Origin of the sequence: Pseudoxanthomonas winnipegensis, from assembly GCF_004283755.1 — a bacterium.
GTDB classification, from domain to species: Bacteria; Pseudomonadota; Gammaproteobacteria; order Xanthomonadales; family Xanthomonadaceae; genus Pseudoxanthomonas_A; species Pseudoxanthomonas_A winnipegensis.
On record NZ_SHMH01000006.1, the window covers coordinates 121172 to 137405 of the forward strand.

A 16234-nucleotide genomic window follows, 5' to 3' on the forward strand; every position below is an offset into this window, starting at 1 on the left:
TCAAACGGTCCACTTGTTGCGTGCTCCACAAGCACGCGTTTCGCGTGTCGGGTCGCAGTCCACAGCTGGGAGGGGGCGGCGCGCGACGGACGGGAAGCAAGCGGATGCTGTCGCATTAACTTTCGTAGAGTCCGGGTGAAGATCCGGGCTTCCCGTCACCCTCACCATAGACCCATGTCCGTGTCCTTTCGGTCGCAGTGGCTGGATTGGCGTCTGCCTCTGCTGACGCTGATCGTCCTGCTCATCGTCATCCTGCCGACCCTGCTGCTGCAGCAGCTGTTCACGTCCACGCTCAACGCGGCGGCGTGGGTCACGCACACCCATCAGGTCGAGGCGCAGGTCAATGCGCTGACGGTGGAGCTGCGCGAGGCCGAGGAGTGCAGCCTGCTGCTGGCCATGGGCGTGGACGCCAAGATTCCACGCGAGCGCCTGAAGGCCTCCCCGGCGGTGCTCGAGCGCATGCTCGACCAACTGCAGGCGCTGACCAAGGACAACGCCGACACCCAGGTGCGGGTGGGACGCCTGCGCGAGATTGCGACCCGGCGCATTGCGCTGGCGACCGAGCTGCCGGGCAGCGTGGACCCGCGCCGCGCCCAGATTCTGCGGCTGCTGGCCAGCGACCTGCCGGCCCATCCGGTTCTGCAGGAACTGCTGCAGGACGAGCAGCGCATGAAGGCTCAGCGCGAGCGCGACTTCCAGGCCCGGCGCGAACAGGTGCGCTGGCTGGGTCTGGGCGCGATGGTGCTGCAGCTGCTGCTGCTGGTGCTGATCATCTGGCTGCTGGCCCGGCAGATGGGCCAGCGGCTGTCGGCCGAACAGGCCTCCTCGCGCGCCGACGCGCGCGCGGCCAGCGTGCTGCAGACCGTGCGCGAGCCGATCGTGGTGCTGGACCGCGACCAGCGCGTGCTGCTGCACAACGCGGCCTTCGCCGAGCTCTACGCCATCGACGAGGAAGACCTGGCCGAGCGCCATCCGCGCCTGGACGAGCTCAGCGACGCCTGGGACGACGATGTGGTGCGCCAACGCCTGGCCGACGTGCTGGCGCGCGGGCGCGAGCTGTGGGACTACGAGGTCCAGCAGCTGACCCGTGGCAGCGTGCAGCGCACCCTGCTGCTCAACGCCCGGCGCATGGCCCTGCCCGACGGCGGCGACGACGCGGTGCTGATGACTTTGAGCGACGTGACCACGCAGAAGACCAGCCAGCAGCGCATCATCGACCTCAACCGCCAGCTGGAAGGCAAGATCGAGCAGGTCTCGGACGTCAACCGCGAGCTGGAGGCCTTCAGCTACTCGGTCTCGCACGACCTGCGCGCGCCGCTGCGCCACGTGTCCGGCTTCGCCGACAAGCTGGCCCGCCACCTGGGCGAGGACACCGACGAGCGCAGCCGCCACTACCTGCAGGTGATCGGCGACTCGGCGCGGCGCATGTCGGCGCTGATCGACGACCTGCTGGTGTACTCGCGCCTGGGCCGGGTCGTGCTGCGCCTGCAGGCGGTGGACATGCAGTCGCTGGTGGCCGAGACGCGCTCGATGCTCGATGCGCAGGTCAGCGCGGACAAGCACGCTCTGCCGCTGCGCGTGGACTGGAACATCGACCCGCTGCCGATCCTGGTGGGCGACGAGAACATGCTGCGCCAGGTCTGGCAGAACCTGCTGGGCAACGCGGTCAAGTACAGCGGCAAGCGCGAGGTCGCCCAGATCCAGGTCGGCTACCGGCTGGAGGGCGATGGCGAGCATCACTTCTGGGTGCGCGATAATGGCGCCGGTTTCGACATGGCCTACGCCGGCAAGCTGTTCGGCGTGTTCCAGCGGCTGCACAAATCCAGCGAGTACGCCGGCACGGGCATTGGCCTGGCCAGCGTGCGCCGCGTCGTGACGCGCCATGGCGGCCGCGTCTGGGCGGAGGCCGAGCCCGACCAGGGCGCCACGTTCCACTTCATCATCCCCAGCTCGCCGGACGACGCGTTCGTCCCGCGCGGGCCCACCCCTGCAGAGTTCCTCTCATGAGTACCCCGATCCGCACCATCCTGCTGGCCGAAGACAGCATCGCCGACGCCGAGATGGCGATCGACGCGCTGCGCGAGGCCAACCTGGCAAACCCCATCGTGCACGTGGAGGACGGCGTGGAGGCGCTGGACTACCTGCTGCGCCGCGGCGCCTATGCCGAGCGCCCGGAAGGGCTGCCGGCGGTGCTGCTGCTGGACATCAAGATGCCGCGCATGGACGGGCTGGAAGTGCTGCGCGCGATCCGCGATGACGAGGCGCTCAAGTCGCTGCCGGTGGTCATCCTGTCGTCCTCGCGCGAGGAAAGCGACCTGGTGCGCAGCTGGGACCTGGGCGCCAACGCCTATGTGGTCAAGCCGGTGGACATCGACCAGTTCTTCACCGCGGTCAAGACGCTGGGCACGTTCTGGGCCGTGTTCAACGAAGCCCCGGGTCAGGCCTGAGCGGCATGCCGCTGAGCGCCGCCCCGATCGGCCCGGTGCGCATCCTCCTGGTGGAGGATTCGCCGGAGGACGCCGAGCTGACGTCCATGCAGCTGGTGGACGCGGGGCTGGAAGCCGAGTTCGAGCGGGTCGATACCGAGGCCGAGCTCGCGCGCGCGCTGGTCACGTTCAAGCCGGACCTGGTGCTGTCGGACCTGAGCATGCCGGGCTTCTCCGGGCATCAGGCGCTGCAGCTGGTGCGCGGCCATCAGCCGCCGATTCCCTTCATCTTCGTCTCCGGCACCATGGGCGAGGAGACCGCGGTGCAGGCGCTGCGCGAGGGCGCGGCCGACTACATCCTCAAGGACAAGACCGCGCGCCTGCCGTCGGCGGCCGCGCGCGCGATCCGCGAGGCGCGTAGCGAGCACGAACGCGCGCGCGTGGAGAAGGAGCTGCTGCGCTCGCAGCGGCTGGATTCGATGGCGATGCTGGCCGCGGGCCTGAGCCACGACCTGCGCAACATCCTGCAGCCGCTGCTGATCGTGCCGGACCTGCTGGCCATCCACAGCGACAACCCCAAGATCCACAAGCTGGGCCAGGTGATCGCCGAGTCCGGCCGGCGCGGCCACGAGATGGCCGAGTCGATGCTGTCCTTCGTCCGCGGCGCGCGCAAGGCGCGCGAGGACGTGTCGGTGGGCGAGTTGTTCCAGGCCGTGCAGGTGCTGCTGCAGGGCACCCTGCCGGACAACGTGCGCCTGGACCTGCAACCGCCGGCCACCCCGGTGCAGATCGACGCCAACTACGTCGAGCTGCAGCAGGTGCTGATCAACCTGTGCCTCAACGCGATCCAGGCCATGCCCACTGGCGGTACGCTGACCCTGTCGGCGCGGCCGGTCGAGGAGGGCGTATGCATCCGCGTGGCCGATCAGGGCGTCGGCATGGACGCCAAGACGCGCAGCCAGCTGTTCACCCCGTTCTTCACCACCAAGTCCGAGGGCACGGGCCTGGGGCTGATGTCCTGCCTGCGCATCGTCGAGCAGTACCAGGGCCGCATCGAGGTGGACAGCACGCCGGGCGTGGGCACGACCTTCGCGGTGGTGCTGCCGGTCACCGGCGGCGCCGCACCGCAGTCCAGCGTGCCGGCCCCGGGCCAGGGCCAGCGCATCCTGCTGGTCGACGGCGACAGCACGCGCCAGTCGCTGCTGCGCAACGCGCTGGAAAGCCAGGGCTACGCGCCGGCCACCGCGCCAGACGGCGCCTACGCGCTGCGCGCGGCCGTGGTCGACGGCATGCCCGAGCTGTTCATCATCGACAGCGACTTCGTGCTGCTGCCGGCCACCGCGCTGGTGCAGGCGCTGGTCCAGCGCGGCTATCGCGGCCTGGTGCTGCTGCTGCAGGATCCGGCGCGCCCGTTCGACCGCTCCGAACTGCCGGCGGGCCTGCGCGCGCAGTTCCTCGACAAGCCGCTGGAAATGGGCCGGCTCTTCCACGCCGTGGCCGAGGCGCTGCAGCCCGCCGAGGGCTGAGCCGGCCGGCCCATGGTGGACAAGCCGTTCGCGCCGTCGTGCGCGCGCAATCGCGATCCGATCCTGGCCGTGCTGCGCCCGCTGCTGGCCCGGACTCGCCGCGTGCTGGAGATCGGCAGCGGCACCGGCCAGCACGCGGTGCATTTCGCCGCCGCGCTGCCGCAGCTGTGCTGGCAGACCAGCGAGCGCGCCGAACACCTGCCCGGCATCGCCGCGTGGCTGGACGAGGCCGCGCTGCCCAACACCCTGCCGCCGCTGGCGCTGGACGTGGCGCGCGGGCCGTGGCCGGCGCAGCCCTTCGATGCGGTGTTCACCGCCAATACGCTGCACATCATGGGCTGGCCGCAGTTGCAGGCGTGCTTCGACGGGCTTGCCGGTGTGCTGGAGGAGGGCGGCGTCCTGGCGGTCTACGGGCCGTTCAACTACGGCGGTGCCTTCACCAGCGACAGCAATGCGCAGTTCGACCAGTGGCTGAAGGCGCGCTATCCGGTCAGCGGGATCCGCGATCTCGAGGCGGTCGATGCGCTGGCGCGCGGCATCGGCCTGCGGCTGGAGGCCGATCATGCGATGCCGGCGAACAATCGCTTGCTGGTGTGGCGGCGGGGGTAGCGCTTCGCTTCCTCCCTTTGGCCGTGGGCCAGGGGGAGCTCGAAGTCGCGGCTGGCGACTGAGGGGGAGGGGTGCTCTTGCCGGGAACGTCAAAAGCAAAAGCACCCCCTCCCAGCCTCCCCCTTCGCTGCGCGAAAGGGGAGGGGCCTGGAAGCCAGAGCCAAAGCAACAGCAGCAACAGCAGCGCAGCGGATGCTTCAGGTCGCCATTCCCGCGAAGGCGGGAATCCAGTGCCTTTGCGCTTGGTGCGGCGTTTCGCCCGCAGACCTCCGTCGGCACGGCGCATTGAGCAACGTCGCAGCCCAAGCCCCGGCAGCGGCCCGCTGCTTACAATCGACGCTGGCAATGGCAGCGCGGGAGTGGATGCATGCGACGCAACCTGGCGGAAATCCTGATGGCCTCGATGGCCTCGATGGCGTGGGCGGCGCAGGCGCAGCAGCCGGCCATCGATGCGGGAGCCCCCAGCGACGCCGATCGCGCCACCTACGCCAGCTGCATGGCGCGCACGCGAGCGGGCGCCGCGGGGATCGCGCCTGCCGCGTTCGATCGTTTCATGGCCGGGGTGGTGCCGGACATGAGCGTGCTGCCGCTGCTGGACAGTCAGCCCGAGTTCTCCACGCCGATCTGGGACTACCTGGCGCCGCTGGTCGACGCCCAGCGCGTCGCCGATGGCCAGGCGATGCGCGCCCAGCACGCCGAGGTGCTGGCGCGCGTGGCGCAGGACAGCGGCGTGGATGCGGCCACGGTGGTGGCGGTCTGGGGCGTGGAGAGCGACTACGGCCGGGTGCAGGGCAAGCGGCCGCTGCTGGTGTCGCTGTCCACGCTGGCGTGCTTCGGCCGGCGGCAGGAGTTCTTCCGCGGCGAACTGCTGGCGACCCTGGCGCTGCTGCAGTCGGGCGACCTGACCCCCGACGGCCTGACCGGCTCGTGGGCCGGCGCGTTCGGGCAGACCCAGTTCATGCCCAGCACCTACCAGCGCATCGCGGTGGACGGCGATGGCGACGGGCGCCGCGATCTGGTCCACAGCGTGCCCGACGCGCTGGCGTCCACCGCCAACTATCTCAAGCGCGCCGGCTGGCAGACCGGCCAGCCCTGGGGCTTCGAGGTGCGCGTGCCGGCGGGCTGGGACGCGTCCCGCGCGGGGCGCAAGGCCAAGCGCCCGGTGCGCGAGTGGGTCGCCGCGGGCATCACCCGCGCCGACGGCGGTGCGATCGCGGCCGACGACACGCCGGCCGCGCTGCTGCTGCCGGCCGGCGTGGCCGGGCCGGCGTTCCTGGTGTTCCGCAACTTCGATGCGATCTACAGCTACAACGCCGCCGAGAGCTATGCGCTGGCCATCGCGCTGCTGTCCGACCGCCTGCGCGGCGGCGGCCCGCTGATCGCCTCCTGGCCCACCGACGATCCGCCGCTGGACCGCGCGCGGCGCAAAGAATTGCAGCTGCTGCTGCTCGCGCGTGGCCATGACCTCGGCACGCCCGATGGCCTGGTCGGCGCGCAGACCCGCCGCGCCATCGCCAGCGAACAGCAGGCCCTGGGCCTGGCGCCGGTCGATGGCCGCGCCGGTCGGAAGATCCTGCAGGCCCTGCGCGCGGCCGGGCCGCCGGTGCTGCTGCCGGCCTCCACGCCGGGCGCGCCTTGACCGCGCCGGCGCAGCGCAATCCCGGCATCGACACGCTGCGCGGCGTGTCGATCCTGCTGGTGGTCGTGCACCACTTGGCGCTGCGCATCCCGCTGCGCGACACCGCGCTGGCCGACTGGCTGCCGCTGCGCCTGCTGCGCGCGCTGAGCTACAACGGCTACGAGGCGGTGTTCGTGTTCTTCGTCATTTCCGGCTTCCTGATCACGCTGCATGCCGTGCAGCGCTGGTCGTCGCTGGCGCGCATCGACCTGCGCGCGTTCTATGCGCGGCGCGCGGCCCGCATCCTGCCCGCGCTGCTGCTGCTCCTGGCGGTGCTGGCGCTCATGCATGGCTTGGGCGTGCCGAACTTCGTGATCGACAAGCCCGGCCAGTCGCTGGGCGGCGCGCTGTGGTCGGCGCTGAGCCTGCAGCTGAACTGGTACGAGGGCCGCACCGGCTGGCTGCCCGGCGGCTGGGACGTGCTGTGGTCGCTGTCGATCGAGGAGGCGTTCTATCTCGCCTTCCCGCTGGTGTGTCTGCTGCTGCGCCGGCGCGCGCTGCTGGTGCCGGCCCTGTTGCTGCTGGCGCTGTCGCTGCCGCTGACCCGCGCGGCGATCGCCGATAACGAGATCTGGCAGGAGAAGGCCTACCTGCCGGGCTTTTCCGCCATCGCCGTCCGCGTGCTGGCGGCCCTGGCGGTGACCCGTTGGCCGGTGCCGGCCTCGACCGCGCGCGGCCTGCGCGTGCTTGGGGTGGTCGCGCTGGCGGCGGTGCTGCTGTACGGCGGCGAGCTGTGGCGCTCGTTGGGCAACGGCGCCATGCTGGTGTTGGTCGGCGGCGCGGGCGCGCTGCTGGTTGGCCTGCATGCGATGCCGGCCCGTGCGCCGCTGCGCGCGCTGGCGTGGCTGCGTGCCTGGGGCCGGCTCAGCTACGAGCTCTATCTGACGCACATGTTCGTCGTGTTCGCGCTGGTCGGGCTGTATCGCGCCAGTGGCGGCCAGGTGCGTCTGGGCGCGTGGTGGTATCTGGCGCTGCTGCCGCTGTGCTGGCTGCTGGCCTGGGCGTTCGCGCGGCTGTGGACGCTGCCGGCCGAGCGCTGGCTCAAGCGGCGCTGGCTGCGTGCGCCGCCCGCGCCCGCCGCCGATGCCGCCGCGGCGGCCTGAGCGCCCTTCGCGACATGGCCCAGCGCGGTATGCCAGCATCGGGCCATGGCGATCTTTTCCCTGCAGCGGGTCACGCGCCGCTACGGCCAGGCCGTCGCGCTCGATGACGTCGACCTCGAGATCCAACAGGGTCGCACCACCGCCCTGATCGGGCCCAGCGGCGCAGGCAAGTCCAGCGTGCTGCGCATGCTGATCGGGCTGGAATGGCCCGACAGCGGTCAGGTGCGCTTCGAGGGCGCGCCGCTGCAGCGCAAGACGCTGCTGGCGCAGCGCCGGCGCATCGGCTACGTGATCCAGGAAGGCGGCCTGTTCCCGCATCTGAGCGCGCGCGACAACGCCGCGCTGCTGGCGCGCGCGCTGGGCTGGCCGCGTGAGCGCATCGAGGCGCGCCTGGCCGAGCTGGCCGAGGTCTGCCAGCTGCCGCCTGCGCTGCTGGCGCGCTATCCGGCCGAACTCTCCGGCGGCCAGCGCCAGCGCATGGGGCTGGTGCGCGCGCTGATGCTCGATCCGCCGGTGCTGCTGCTGGACGAGCCGCTCGGCGCGCTCGACCCCATCGTGCGCCACGAGCTGCAGACCCAGATACGCGCCCTGATCGCGCAGCTGGGCAAGACCGTGGTGCTGGTGACCCACGACGTGGCCGAGGCGGCCTACCTGGCCGACACCCTGGTGCTGATGCGGGCCGGGCGCATCGTCCAGCAGGGCAGCGCCCGGGCCCTGCTGGACGACCCGGCCGAAGACTTCGTCACCCGCTTCATGACCGCCCAGCGCACGCTGGAGAATGCCGCATGAGGCGGGCGGCGATGCGCGCCTGGCTGGTCTGCGTGCTGCTGTGTCTGCTGTCCCCGGCGATGGCCAGGCAGGTCACCGTCGGCTCGAAGAACTTCACCGAAGGTGTGATCCTGGCCGAGATCGCCGTGGCGCAGGCGCGCAAGGACGGCGTGGAGGTGGCGCACAAGCGCCAGCTCGGCGGCACGCGCATCCTCTGGCGCGCGCTGCAGGAGGGCGACATCGATGCCTATGCCGAATACACCGGCACGCTGCGCCAGGAACTGCTGCAGCAGCCCGACGCCACCGAGGCGCAGCTGGTCGCCGCCCTGGCGCGGCAGGGGTTGGGCATGACCCGCTCGCTCGGCTTCCAGAACACCTATGCCCTGGGCATGCGCAAGGCGCGCGCCCAGGCGCTGGGCATCCGCACGCTGGGCGATCTGGCGCGGCATCCTGAACTCAGGCTGGGCCTGAGCAACGAGTTCCTGCAGCGCGCCGACGGCTGGCCCGGCGTGCGCGCCGCCTACGGGCTGCCGCAGCAGGCCAATGGCTTGGACCACGACCTGGCCTATCGCGCGCTGCAGAGCGGGGCCATCGATGTGACCGACCTGTACAGCACCGATGCGGAGATTCCGTATTACGACCTGGTGGTGCTGGACGACGACCGGCACTACTTCCCCGATTACCAGGCGGTGTTCCTGTATCGGCTGGCGCTGGAGCGCAGCGCGCCAGCCTTTGTGCAGGTGCTGCGCTCGCTAGAGGGACGCATCGACGTGGCGGACATGCGCCGGCTCAACGCGCAGGTCAAGCTGGAGCATCGCGGCGAGGCGCAGGTGGCGGCGACCTTCGTGGGCGTCGATGCGCCGCAGGGCAGCGGCCGCGCCGCGCGCATCGCCCAGCGCACCGGCGAACACCTGGCCCTGGTCGGCGTCTCGCTCGGCTGCGCGCTGCTGGTCGCGCTGCCGCTGGGCGTGCTGGCCGCGCGCCGCCCGCGCCTGGGCCAGGTCGTGCTGTCGCTGACCGGCGTGCTGCAGACGCTGCCGTCGCTGGCGGTGTTCGTCTTCATGATTCCGCTGTTCGGCATCGGCGCGAAGCCGGCGATCGCGGCGCTGTTCCTGTATTCGCTGCTGCCGATCGTGCGCAACACGCACGCCGGCCTGACCGGCATCCCGCGCGACCTGCGCGAGACCGCCGCGGCCCTGGGCCTGCCGCCGCGCACGCGCCTGTGGCGGGTGGAGCTGCCGCTGGCGCTGCGCACGATCCTGGCGGGGGTGAAGACCGCCGCGGTGATCAATGTCGGCACGGCGACGCTGGGGGCCCTGATCGGCGCCGGCGGCTATGGTCAGCCGATCCTGACCGGGATCCGGCTGGACAATCTGGGGATGATTCTGGAAGGGGCGGTGCCGGCGGCGGGGCTGGCCTTGCTGGTGCAGGGGGGGTTCGAGCTCTTCGAGCGGGCCATGACGCCCAAGGGCCTGAGGCTCGCAGCGCGGGCATAACCTGCCGTTGCCGTTGCCGTTGCCGTTGCCGTTGCCGTTGCCGTTGCCGTTGCGGTGCTGTTGCTCTTGTCTTTGCTGTTGCTTTACCCGTCTGAGCCGTAAAGCGAGCCGAGCATCGCAGGAAGTCAGGGCCGAAGAGGCGCCCTGTTTGAGCGAAGCGAGTTTGGGCGCCGTGCCCTGACTTCCGAGAAGCGCAGGGGACCGCCGCGCAGCGGCGGCTCGCGTCCCGGCGAGAAGCGGTTTTGGCTACTTTTGACAAGACAAAAGTAGCTCGCGCGGCGAAGCCGTGCGAAAGCTTTGCTTTTAAGAAGCACCTGCATGGCACTCAAGTTTTGCTTGCAAATTTAAATCAAGACTTGTCAGGAACTGACGCCGGAACTTGTACGACGAAAGCAACGCGCCTGCGGCGCGCCAAGTGCAAAGCTTTCGCGCCTGCGGCGCGACTTCCTTTTGTCTTGTCAAAAGGAAGCAAAACCGCTTCTCGCCGGGACGCACGCCGATGCTTCGCATCGGTCCCCTGCGCTCCTCGCGAAGCAGGGCATTTATCCCCTTTTAGGGACGGCGCCCAAACTCGCTTCGCTCAAACAGGGCGCCTCTTCGGCCCTGCTTCGCTGCGGTGCTCGGCGTGCTTTACGGCTCAGACAGGTAAAGCAACAGCAAAAGCAGAAGCTCTCGAGCAACAGCAACAGCAACAGCAACAGCAACAGCAACAGCAACAGCAACAGCAACGGCAACGGCGCTAGGCGCTCGCTGCGATCTCGACCACTTCCTCCATCTGCTCCGCCGCCACCATCAGATACGGCGCCAACCGCAAACACCCCTGCCGCCGCGAACAGATCACCCCCCGCCGCGCGAACGCCCCCGCCACCGCGTCAAACCGCTCGGCCGGCACCCGCAACCCCGCAATATGCGGCGCATGCCCCGGCGTCTTCCACGCCGACAGCCCGCGCGCGTCCAGGGCCGCATCCAGCGCGGCGGTGACCTCGCCCAGCGCCGCGGCGATGCGGGCCGGCTGCCAGGCCTGCAGCTGGGCCAGGCCGCCGTGGGTCAGGAGCAGGCGCAGCGGATCGGCGATGCCGCCGGCGTCGAAGCGGCGTGCGCCCGGCAGGTAGGGCGGTGGCGTGTCGAGCGGGAACACCCAATCCGCGCCCGCATCGCGCGCGACCCAGTGCTGCTCCAGCGGCACGCCTTCGTCGCGCCAGCGCGGGCTGGCCCACAGCCAGGTCAGCCCCATCGTGCCCAGCAGCCACTTGTAGCCCACCGCCACCACGAAGTCCGGCCGCCAGCGCGCCAGCTGCAGCGGCAGCACGCCCAGGCTCTGGCTCAGGTCCAGCACCAGGGCCGCGCCGCGCGCGTGCACGGCGTCGGCGATGGCGTCGAGATCGAGCACGCGGCCGTCGTGCCAGTAGCAATGGGGCAGGGTGGCAATGGCCAGCTGGGGCGTGCGGTCGATGGTGCGCAGCACCGCCTCGGTGAGCGTCTCGTCCGCGCGCGGCGCGGCGCCGACCACGTGCGCGCCGGCCTGCGCGCAGCGCTGCTGCCAGGCGAGCAGGTTGGACGGAAACTGGCCTTCCAGCACCAGCACCGCCTGGCCGCGCCGCAGCGGCAGGTTGGCGGCGGCGGTGGCCAGGCCGTGCGCGGCCGAGGGCACCATCGCCAGGCCCTCGCCATCGCCGTCGAACAGCACCTGCGCGGCCAGCGCGCGCGCGTCCTCGATGCGCCGCATCCAGTCGGCGTGCGGCAGCCACCACGGCGCGGCCTCGGCCTCCAGCATGGCGTGCGCGCCGTCCAGCACATGGCGCAGCCGTGCGCCCTTGGAGGCCGCGTCCAGGTAGATGGCGTCGGTCGGCGTGGCGAAGGCACGCTGGCGCTGCGGCCACGGGACAGGGGCGGGGAACGTCGGCGTATCGCGCATGTGTGCAGCCTAGCTGCACAGGACGCAGGTGGGCATAACAGGGCGTTCACCGCCGCCCCCTAGCATGGGCCCATGCATGCCCTCCCACCCCGCCAGGCGCATCGCGACCGCGACGCGCGATCGCAGACGCTGCTGTCCGCGTTCCAGACCATGCGCGCCCTCACCGCCCGGCTGGCCGCGCCGCTCAGCGCCGAGGACGCGATGGTGCAGAGCATGGACGACGCCAGCCCGGCCAAGTGGCATCTGGCGCATACGACCTGGTTCTTCGAGCGCTTCGTGCTGGGCGCCGACGCGGGCTATCGCGCCTTCGACCCGGCCTGGGACTACCTGTTCAACAGCTACTACAACAGCGTCGGGCCGATGCATGCGCGCCCGCGCCGCGGGATGCTGTCGCGACCGACGCTGGCGCAGGTGCGCGCCTATCGCGCGGCGGTCGAAGAGGCGCTGTGCGCGCGGCTGCAGGCGCGGGCGCTGGACGATCAGGCGCTGGACATCGTGCAGCTCGGCATCCAGCACGAACAGCAGCACCAGGAGCTGCTGCTGACCGACATCCGCCACGCGCTGTGGAGCAACCCGCTGCAGCCCGCCTATCGCGAGGATCTGCCCGCGCCGCGCGCCGCGGGCGCGCCGCTGCGCTGGTGTGCGCGCGAGGAACAGATCGCCCAGATCGGCGCGGCGCCCTGGCCGCAGGCGCAGGACTTCGCCTACGACAACGAATCGCCGCGCCATCGCACGCTGGTGGCCGCGCACGCCCTGGCCAGCCGGCCGGTGAGCAATGCCGAGTTCGCCGCCTTCGTCGATGACGGTGGCTATCGCACGCCGGCGCACTGGCTCAGCGACGGCTGGGCGACGGTGCGCGCCCGCGACTGGCAGCGCCCGCTGTACTGGCACGAGGACGGCGCGCGTGAGTTCACCCTGGGCGGCTGGCGTGAGCGCGATCCGGATGCGCCGGTCAGCGGCCTGAGCCTGTTCGAGGCCGACGCCTTCGCGCGCTGGGCCGGCGCGCGCCTGCCGACCGAGGCCGAGTGGGAACTGGCTGCCACCGGCGTGCCGGCCGAAGGCCATTTCGTCGAGGACGGCCTGCTGCATCCGCGCTCGCAGCCCGGCACCGACACCGGCCTGTCGCAGCTGTTCGGCGATGTGTGGGAATGGACCGGCAGTGCCTACCTGCCGTATCCCGGCTTCGCGCCCTGGCCCGGCTCGCTGGGCGAATACAACGGCAAGTTCATGAATGCCCAGTGGGTGCTGCGCGGCGGCAGCTGCGCCACCTCGCGCACGCACATCCGCGCCAGTTACCGCAATTTCTTCCCCTCCGACGCGCGCTGGCAGTACGCCGGCATGCGCCTTGCCAAGGACCTGCCTTGAACGCTGCCGCCTGCGCCATGACCCGCGCCCGTGACGCGCTGACCGACCTGCGCCCCAAGCCCGACGACATCACCGCCGATGCGCTGGAGGGCCTTTCGCGCGATCCCAAGACGCTGCCGTCCAAGTACTTCTACGATGCGGAGGGCTCGCGCCTGTTCGAGGCGATCACGCATCTGCCCGTGTACTACCTGACCCGCACCGAGCTGGCCCTGCTGGAGCAGCGACTGCCCTCCATCGCCCAGGCCATCGGCCCGGGCGCGCACGTGGTCGAGTACGGCAGCGGCAGCGGCCGCAAGACCGAGCTGCTGCTCGAACACCTGCACGCCCCGGTGGCCTATACGCCGGTGGAGATCTCGCGCACGGCGGTGGTGCAGGCCACCGCGCGCCTGTCCGAGCATTTCCCCGCGATCGAGATGCTGCCGGTGTGCGCGGACTTCACCAAGCCGCTCGACTTGCCCGAGAGCGCACGGCCGGCGCAGCGTACGGTGATGTTCTTTCCCGGCTCGACCCTGGGCAACTTCACCGACGAGGCCGCGCAGGCCTTGCTGGACGGGATGCGCCAGACGATGGGGCCGGGCGGCTGCGCCTTGGTCGGCATCGACCTGGACAAGGATCCGGCGCTGATCGAGGCGGCCTACAACGATGCCGCCGGGATCACGGCCGCCTTCACCCTCAACCTGCTGGCGCGGCTCAACCGCGAGATCGGCAGCGATTTCGACCTGGACGCATTCGCCCATCGCGCCATCTATGTGCGCGAGCGGCTGCGCATCGAGACCTTCCTGGTCAGCCAGCGGGCGCAGACCGTGCACGTGGGTGGGCGGCGTTTTGACTTCGCCGAGGGCGAGGCCATGCAGGTCGAGTACAGCCACAAGTACACCGATGCGCGCTTCGCCCAGCTGGCCGCGCGCGCGGGGCTGAAGGTGACCCACGGCTGGAACGACGCCCGCGACTGGTTCGGCCTGCGTCTGCTGCAGCCGCTGTGACCGCGCCCGACGCACCGGCGTGCGTCGAGGCGACCATCCTGCGGCTGCTGGCCGAGCGCGAGGCGCAGGCCTCGATCTGCCCCTCCGAAGTGGCGCGCGCCCTGGGCGATGACGAGGCCGTATGGCGCGCGCTGATGCCGGCCGTGCGCGAGGCGGCGGCGCACCTGGCGCAGGCGCAGCGGATCGAGGTCACCCAGCGGCGGCGCACCGTGCGGATCGAGGACGCCAAGGGCCCCGTGCGCCTGCGCCGCGGCGAACGCTTCGACGCACCCTAGCCGCTCGTCTCGCGCGGCGTACGCCTGCTGGCCGAGCGTGAAGCCAAGGCCTCGAGCTGCTTCTGCCCCCTCCCTTTCGCGAAGCGAAGGGGAGGGCTGGGGAGAGGTTGGCTGTTGCTGTTGCCGTTGCTCGTGCCAACAGCAAAAGCAAAGCAAAAGCAAAAGCACCCCCTCCCAACCTCCCCCTTGCGCTGCGCGCAAAGGGGAGGGGCAAAAGCGGCGTTCGCAGCAGCGCATACCGCGCTACCCCGGCAGCCGCTGATTGCAGCAAGTTCGCGGGCCTCTGCCCCCTCCCTTTCGCGAAGCGAAGGGGAGGGCTGGGGTGGGGTTAGCTGTTGCCGTTGCCGTTGCTCGTGCCTGTGCCAACGGCAACAGCACCCCTCCCAACCTCCACCCGCGCTGCGCGCAACGGGGAGAGGCAGGAGCGCTACTTGCGCAGGAACAGCCGGTACACCGGGTTGTCGGTCTCTTCCACGCAGGGGTAGCCCAGCGTGTCCAGGAAGCGGGCGAAGGCGGCGTTGTCCTTGGCCGGCACCTGCAGGCCGACCAGCGTGCGCGCGTAGTCGGCGCCCTGGTTGCGGTAGTGGAACAGGCTGATGTTCCAGCTCGGCTTGAGCAGGGTCAGGAACTTGAGCAGCGCGCCGGGCCGCTCGGGGAACACGAAGCGCAGCAGCCGCTCGTCCTGGGCCAGCGTCGAGTGTCCGCCCACCATGTGCCGCACGTGTTCCTTGGCCAGCTCGTCGAAGGTCAGGTCCAGCGTGGCGAAGCCGTGGCGCTGGAAGTTGGCCGCGATCTTCGACGACTCGCCCTTGCCGTGCGTGGTCAGGCCGACGAACACATGCGCCTGCGCCGCGTCGCTGATGCGGTAGTTGAATTCGGTGACGTTGCGCGGCCCGCCGGGCAGCTGGTCGACCAGTTCGCAGAAGCGCAGGAAGCTGCCGCGCTCTTCCGGGATGGTGACCGCGAACAGCGCCTCGCGCTCCTCGCCGACCTCGGCGCGCTCGGCGACGAAGCGCAGGCGGTCGAAGTTCATGTTGGCCCCGCACAGGATCGCCGCGTAGGTGGCGCCCTTGGTCTTGTGCGTGGCCACGTACTGCTTGATCGCCGCCACCGCCATCGCGCCGGAGGGCTCGACGATGCCGCGCGTGTCGACGAAGACATCCTTGATCGCCGCGCAGACCGCGTCGGTGTCGACCACGACGAATGCGTCCACCAGCCCGCGGGCGATGCGGAAGGTCTCCCGGCCGACCTGCTTGACCGCCGTGCCGTCGGCGAACAGGCCGACCTCGGTCAGCGCCACGCGCTTGCGCGCCTTGACCGAGCGGACCATCGCATCGGAGTCGGCCATCTGCACGCCGATCACCTTGATCTCCGGGCGCAGGGCCTTGATGTAGTTGGCCACGCCCGAGATCAGCCCGCCGCCGCCGACCGCCACGAACACCGCATCCAGTGGACCGGGATGCTGCCGCAGCAGCTCCATGGCGATGGTGCCCTGGCCGGCGATCACGTCCGGGTCGTCGAAGGGATGGACGAAGGTCAGGCCCTGCTGCTGTTCCAGCGTCACCGCATGGGTGTAGGCGTCCGAGTAGCTGTCGCCGTGCAGCACCACCTCGCCGCCCAGCGCCTTGACCGCGTCGATCTTCAGCCGCGGCGTGGTCACCGGCATCACGATCACCGCGCGCGTGCCCAGCCGGTGCGCGCCCAGCGCCACGCCCTGGGCATGGTTGCCGGCCGAGGCGCAGATCACCCCGCGCTGCAGCTGTTCGGGGCTCAGATGCGCCATCTTGTTATAGGCGCCGCGCAGCTTGAAGCTGAAGACCGGCTGCTGATCCTCGCGCTTGAGCAGGACCTTGTTGTGCAGCCGCTGGCTGAGAATGCGTGCCGGCTCCAGCGGCGTCTCGACGGCCACGTCGTAGACGCGCGCGGTGAGGATTTTCCTGAGGTAATCGGCAGGCTTGAGCGGTGCGGTCATAGGGCCGCCATGCTACAGCGCGCGTTAGGTTTGCTGGGGCTTGGTTGCGGTTGGAAGCATCGGCGACCGCCGCATCTTCTGCTTCCGTGGGAGCCGCCATGGCGGCGATGGGGCCTTA

Annotated in this window: 13 protein-coding genes; 11 read left to right on the top strand and 2 right to left on the bottom strand. The window is 70.6% G+C overall.

Annotated features, from left to right (window positions below):
- The first annotated feature begins 174 nt into the window (after positions 1-174).
- The 8 genes from EAT51_RS12750 (at position 175) to EAT51_RS12785 (ending at position 9606) form a co-directional block, all read left to right on the top strand.
- Positions 175-2007, top strand: a complete 1833-nt coding sequence (locus EAT51_RS12750; RefSeq protein ID WP_130520773.1) for a sensor histidine kinase — start codon at positions 175-177, stop codon at positions 2005-2007.
- Positions 2004-2447 (top strand): response regulator, encoded by a 444-nt coding sequence (locus EAT51_RS12755; RefSeq protein ID WP_130520775.1) that lies wholly within the window; start codon positions 2004-2006, stop codon positions 2445-2447. Before EAT51_RS12750 ends, EAT51_RS12755 begins: the two co-directional genes overlap by 4 nt.
- A gap of 5 nt (positions 2448-2452) precedes the next feature.
- Complete coding sequence (locus EAT51_RS12760) at positions 2453-3952, top strand: ATP-binding protein (RefSeq protein ID WP_130520777.1); 1500 nt, start codon at positions 2453-2455, stop codon at positions 3950-3952.
- Positions 3953-3964: 12 nt separating this feature from the next.
- Positions 3965-4561, top strand: a complete 597-nt coding sequence (locus EAT51_RS12765; RefSeq protein WP_130520779.1) for a DUF938 domain-containing protein — start codon at positions 3965-3967, stop codon at positions 4559-4561.
- A 367-nt stretch (positions 4562-4928) separates the two neighbouring features.
- On the top strand, positions 4929-6200 hold the full coding sequence (locus EAT51_RS12770; protein WP_425478239.1) for a lytic murein transglycosylase: 1272 nt from the start codon (positions 4929-4931) through the stop codon (positions 6198-6200).
- The gene (locus tag EAT51_RS12775; RefSeq protein WP_130520781.1) at positions 6197-7342 is read left to right on the top strand and encodes an acyltransferase family protein; all 1146 of its coding nucleotides are present in this window, start codon (positions 6197-6199) and stop codon (positions 7340-7342) included. Before EAT51_RS12770 ends, EAT51_RS12775 begins: the two co-directional genes overlap by 4 nt.
- A gap of 45 nt (positions 7343-7387) precedes the next feature.
- The gene (locus tag EAT51_RS12780; protein WP_205953625.1) at positions 7388-8131 is read left to right on the top strand and encodes an ATP-binding cassette domain-containing protein; all 744 of its coding nucleotides are present in this window, start codon (positions 7388-7390) and stop codon (positions 8129-8131) included.
- An 11-nt stretch (positions 8132-8142) separates the two neighbouring features.
- Positions 8143-9606, top strand: a complete 1464-nt coding sequence (locus EAT51_RS12785) for an ABC transporter permease/substrate-binding protein (RefSeq protein WP_130520885.1) — start codon at positions 8143-8145, stop codon at positions 9604-9606.
- Positions 9607-10345: 739 nt separating this feature from the next.
- Here the strand turns inward: EAT51_RS12785 and EAT51_RS12790 are convergent.
- Positions 10346-11521: an aminotransferase class V-fold PLP-dependent enzyme gene (locus tag EAT51_RS12790; RefSeq protein WP_130520783.1), complete on the bottom strand. Its 1176-nt coding sequence runs from the start codon at positions 11519-11521 to the stop codon at positions 10346-10348.
- Positions 11522-11593: 72 nt separating this feature from the next.
- Between EAT51_RS12790 and egtB the strand changes: the two genes are divergently transcribed.
- The 3 genes from egtB to EAT51_RS12805 are packed head-to-tail and all read left to right on the top strand — an operon-like array spanning position 11594 to position 14144.
- Positions 11594-12886 (top strand): ergothioneine biosynthesis protein EgtB, encoded by a 1293-nt coding sequence (egtB, locus tag EAT51_RS12795; RefSeq protein WP_130520785.1) that lies wholly within the window; start codon positions 11594-11596, stop codon positions 12884-12886.
- A complete protein-coding gene (egtD, locus tag EAT51_RS12800; protein WP_130520788.1) occupies positions 12883-13869 on the top strand; it encodes an L-histidine N(alpha)-methyltransferase in 987 nt (328 codons plus the stop codon). Before egtB ends, egtD begins: the two co-directional genes overlap by 4 nt.
- Positions 13866-14144 (top strand): DUF3253 domain-containing protein, encoded by a 279-nt coding sequence (locus tag EAT51_RS12805; RefSeq protein WP_130520790.1) that lies wholly within the window; start codon positions 13866-13868, stop codon positions 14142-14144. The genes egtD and EAT51_RS12805 overlap by 4 nt, the downstream gene beginning before the upstream one ends.
- A 427-nt stretch (positions 14145-14571) precedes the next feature.
- Here the strand turns inward: EAT51_RS12805 and ilvA are convergent, their stop codons facing one another.
- The gene (gene ilvA / locus EAT51_RS12810; RefSeq protein ID WP_130524608.1) at positions 14572-16116 is read right to left on the bottom strand and encodes a threonine ammonia-lyase, biosynthetic; all 1545 of its coding nucleotides are present in this window, start codon (positions 16114-16116) and stop codon (positions 14572-14574) included.
- Positions 16117-16234: the final 118 nt, after the last annotated feature.